We start from the raw sequence: 4,566 nt of genomic DNA, 5'->3' as shown, positions 1-4,566 counted from the left end.
GGTATCAATGCCACATCAAGTACCTCGCGCCGGTATTGGTACCAGAGACCGGTGTTGCGAGTACGAGTGCTCACCCGCCAGCTTCCGTCCCGTACAGCAGAGTAAGAGCGGAGCCTCTGGACGATGTACTTCCAGTCGGGGACAGCGGCTTCATCATTCTTGCTGTCCAGTGGCAGACCTCGGACGATGCGAAATTCTGAAGTGGTCAGCCGGTGATAGAGATCGGCGACAGCTTCTGCGATGCTGTGATCATCGAGTACGCGGCGCCGAGGTGTGGGAAGGGAAGGATGTTGAGCTGATTTCCTGGACGAATTCTGCTCTTGTGACCCGGAACTGCTTTTCTTTCCTTCTGGGACCAGAGCCTCATCGCCGGACAGTACTCGAAGACCACGCTCAGTGATGATTGTCTTCCAGGATGCACCGTGACCGGTGATCTTCACCAGACCGTAGCCGGCGAGTATGCGGGCGCTCTGCTTGTACCGCTGCGCCGGCCAGTCGATCGAGGGACAGCCGTCGCTGATCCACTGCAGCACATCTTTCTGACGCGAGGTCAGTTCTCGTTTCGCCATGGCGAAAAGCATATAGGCGGGCAGGCGCCTTCGGCGACAGGCAGGAACGCCGGGGTCTACTGCTCAGAGCTCGATCGCGTCCGGATCCGTCAGCGCGACGGAGCCTCCTGCCGAGACCTCCCTGGGAGTGGCACTGCGACCGCTCTCGACATCATCCACCTTCACCACATAGTGCACCCGCGGATCGAAGTCCGCGTGCAGCTCGACCCGGTCGAGCACATCGACCACGGTACGCAGGAAGATCCGCGGCGCCACACCGATGCGTCCGCCCAGCTCACCGGCCACAGCATCAGCCAGCGAGGCGACGTACTCGTCAGAGACCGTCTCACCCACGCGCGCCGCCTCCGATGCAGCCAACCCGTCGATGAACAGGTCCCGCACCCGGCAGCCGGCCTCCACCAGGCGCGCGTGGTCGAAGGACTGCAGACGGATCTGCACCGCCCGCGGATTGTCCCATCGCGGATCCCCGGAGAAATCCACCCGTAGCCGGTCGTACAACGGCTGCAGTCGCTTGATCCCCTGACCACCCTCGAAGAACGCGGTCGTGCCGGTGATCAGCAGGTACAGCCCCGGATACCGGTCATTGGAGATCTCATCCAACCACTGCCGCAGCGCATTGAGCGACTTCTCCCTGGTATCGGTCCGCATCCGCTGCAGTGTCTCCACCTCGTCAAGCACCAGCAGCAGCCCGGCCTGACCCGCCCCACGCAGGATCTCGATGAGCCCGCGCAGGAATCCCGTGGCGGTGAACTTGTCCAGTTCACCCTTGATTCCCGCGTACCGCTTCACCGTGGAACTCACATTGCCCTGCCCACCGAGCCACGCGGCGAGACCGTCGGCGATCTCCGCCTCGTCCTCCTCGACGGCACGCAGGTAGCCGCGCAGCGCCAGGGGAAACACCGGGGCGACCTGCGCCACCGAGGACAACCGCTCCTCGATGAGCTCGTCGCGGTCGCGTCCTGCCGCCTCGGCGTCCATGTCCACGGTGGCGAGCCAGGCATCCAACACATCGCGGAAAGCCCGGGTGGGGGAGGCGGTGGTCCGCAACTCCTCGGTGGTGCGCCGGTACACGGTCTCTAGCTTGTGCAGGGGAGTGTCCGTCTCAGAGATCTGCACCTCCGCGACGGCGAAGTCCGCCTCCAGCGCACGTTGTTCGATCCACCGGGAGGCGAAGGTCTTACCTGACCCGTACTCACCTCGGATCGCCTTGAACATCCCCGCACCCGCGGCCACCGACGAGAGTTCGTCGTCGATGACCGGCCCAAGATGGTCCAACCCGACAGCGAGCTGGTCGAGTCCGTCAGAGGGCACCGTGCCCCGGCGCAACGCCTGGAGGATGTTGCGACGCCGCGCGGGGGAGAGTGCGCCGGAGGAATGCCTGCCCATGAGACCAGAGCCTACCTTCTCTTACCTTCCGCGCTTCAGACCGAACTGCTGGATCAGCAGCTCCGAGTTCAGCGTGACATCCCGCCCGTCGAGGTCGAAGACCGCGACCCCGTCGACGTTGATGATCCGCTTCAGCTCGGTGAGCGCCCCACCCTGACGGATCCGGGACACCCCCAGCAGCGGCGCGACCTCCGCCTTCGTCATCCGGTTGCTGTGGGACGCGATGGTGCGCAGCACATCGGCGACACCGGCGGCATCCAACCTGATGACGCGGGCCTCCTTCACCCGCTGCCGGAAGCCGTCATTGGACTCCAGCCCGGCGAACACGGTGGTGGTCGTGGCGGGGGACGCCACATCCACGCCCGTGTCGAACAGCGTGCCCTGCGGCTCCGGCTCGACCGCGACGGGGGCAGCAGCACCCGGAACCCCGGCAGCAGCGGAGGCAGCGACGCCGGCGAAATCCGCCCGCAGCTCCCACCAGTCCGGATGCCGAAGATCATCGTCCAGCTCCACCAGCGGCAGCGTCGCCGCCGTCCGGGCGGCCAGCTGTGCCGGCTCCTGACTGAGCACGATCACCGGGATGGACGCCTCGGCCAGCGTCAGCCCACCGTGGTAGCCGGCCTTGCGCGCGGTGTAGCGCAGATTCTCATCCACGGCGAGCACGGCACGGTGGTCATCGGTGAGGACGCGGTCGCCGTCGACCACCACCTCGCCGTCCACCACATGTCCGCGCTCGAGCACGTCGACATCCGCATGCCGCCACCGCGCACTGTTACCGCCCCGGGACGACTTACCGCCGACGCCACGGTCGACGATGTGCCCGTGGTCGGAGACCAGCACCACGGTGCGTCCCGCCCGGGCCGCGGCCTGCAACAGGACATGCAGGTGCGTGATGTCCGCGACCGACCACTGACGGTCGATGGGATCGGACTTGTCCAGGGCGTCGTCGATGGTGTTGAGCACCGCGCCGACCAGCGGATGACCGCTGACATTCTCCACGGCGTGGGTTACGGTCTCCTCGGTGCGGTCGGTCTCGGCACCGCCGGTGAGATCACCCTTGTGGAACAGCGCCGCTGTCCCGGCGCCGGAGAGCCCCTTCGTCGCCCCGGCGTACCACTCGGCGAATCCGCGGTTCTCCACATCCTGACCACCCACGGCAGGACGCCCCGACAGCAGGCTCGCCCGCGACTTCGTGGTGACCGTCGGGTAGATCGCCAGGGCGGTGGCGAGGTCCTCGTCCTCGGTCGCCATCTCGTGCCAGCGGCCGTAGTAGGTCGAGCGGACCGACCCGAGCAGGTGGTTCGCCGCGGCGGTGGACATGCCGTCGAGGACGAGCAGCAGCACAGGGTTCACCGCCTTCCCGGTGACCAGCAGCGGCTTCACGATCCGGTCGAGGACATCCTCGACCAGCAACGCGGAACCGGCGAGGGCACGGGACGCCCCGGCGACGGACGCCTCGGCGGCGAAGGCACGGTCACCCTCGCCGAGCCAGGTACGGGCGTACTCGGCCATACGCCGCGTGACCTGCTGCAGAGCGGGCGAGGTCTGCCCCTGCCAGGCGGCGTTGACGCACAGGTCCGCCCAACTGCGCGAGGTGCGCTGCAGATGCAGCCACCCGGCGAGCCCGGAACCGTCGACGGTCCCGGACACGGCAACGGGGTTCTCCGCAGAACCGAGGAACTGCCACAGTCGCAGCGTGGCCTCTGCTCCGGCGAGGTCCCGGTTGCGCCCGGCACCACCTGTGGAGGACGCCTCGCGGTGCGCCTTCGCGTAGTCCAGTGCGGCATAGGCGGCCGCGGTGGCACCAGTGGCACCGGTGGCAGCTCCGGAACCGGATGCGGTGCCTACGACGGCTTCCAGCGCGACCGCCAGCCGCTCGATCCGGGCGGCGAAGCCACCGGGGCACACCGAGGAGCGGTGCAGCAGGGCGGCGGCGTCCAACTGGTCCTCGGCGGTGACGAGCTGCTCGGCGGTCCGGACGGCGGAGTCCGGGGCCTGAGCGGCGGCGGCCACTGCAGCCATCGACCATCCGGTGAGTTCCCCGGCGGTCGGGGTTCCGGTCTTCGTGGTCACCTTGAAGGCGATTGCCGCGGCCTGGCGGACCGCAGCCTCCTCTGCATCCGCAGTGGGATCGACGGCGAGGACCTCGCACGCCAGCCCCCAGGCGAGCATGTCGACAGGTCCGTGGCGTCGCAGGTAGCGCAGGGCTGCGGCGGCACCGGCACCGAGGGTACGGCCCAACCAGGCCAGGGCGGTTTCCTGCACGGCGGCGGGCACCTCGGCGAGGAAGCGCGTCCAGCGCTCGGCGGCGTCGGAGGTGGCGGACCAGCGCAGCACATCCGCCAGCCCGAACTGGCCGGTCACCTCGATCCCGGCGGACGCCCACCCCAGTCCTGACACCAGCACCTGTGCCGCGAGATGGTCGGCGGAGAGGCGTCCGGACGGGGCGGGCACGATGACGGACCCGGACGTGTCGAGGAAGGCGAGGGTGTCCGGGATGTCCGACGGGACGATGACACCGGGCAGCACCGACGTCGCGGAGAACGCACTGAGCAGGCTGCGGGTCGGGTCCACGACCTGGACGTCGTGGTAGGGGTGCAGCCGGTCACGG

At 68.1% G+C, this 4,566-nt stretch carries 2 protein-coding genes and 1 pseudogene; all 3 read right to left on the bottom strand.

Annotated elements, in window-relative coordinates; translation table 11 throughout:
* A pseudogene (locus QZV72_RS07055) lies at window positions 1-569 on the bottom strand (hypothetical protein); the annotation flags it as partial.
* Between the two features lie 63 nt (window positions 570-632).
* Window positions 633-1,955, bottom strand: a complete 1,323-nt coding sequence (gene brxD, locus QZV72_RS07050) for a BREX system ATP-binding protein BrxD (protein WP_297006643.1) — start codon at window positions 1,953-1,955, stop codon at window positions 633-635.
* A gap of 21 nt (window positions 1,956-1,976) precedes the next feature.
* On the bottom strand, window positions 1,977-4,566 hold a 2,590-nt coding region (pglZ, locus tag QZV72_RS07045; RefSeq protein WP_297006642.1), incomplete at its 5' end, for a BREX-2 system phosphatase PglZ.

It is taken from the genome of uncultured Corynebacterium sp., assembly GCF_902782855.1.
GTDB lineage: Bacteria > Actinomycetota > Actinomycetes > Mycobacteriales > Mycobacteriaceae > Corynebacterium.
Note: the sequence above shows the minus strand (reverse complement) of the source record. Positions and strands in the feature narration are given on the sequence as shown.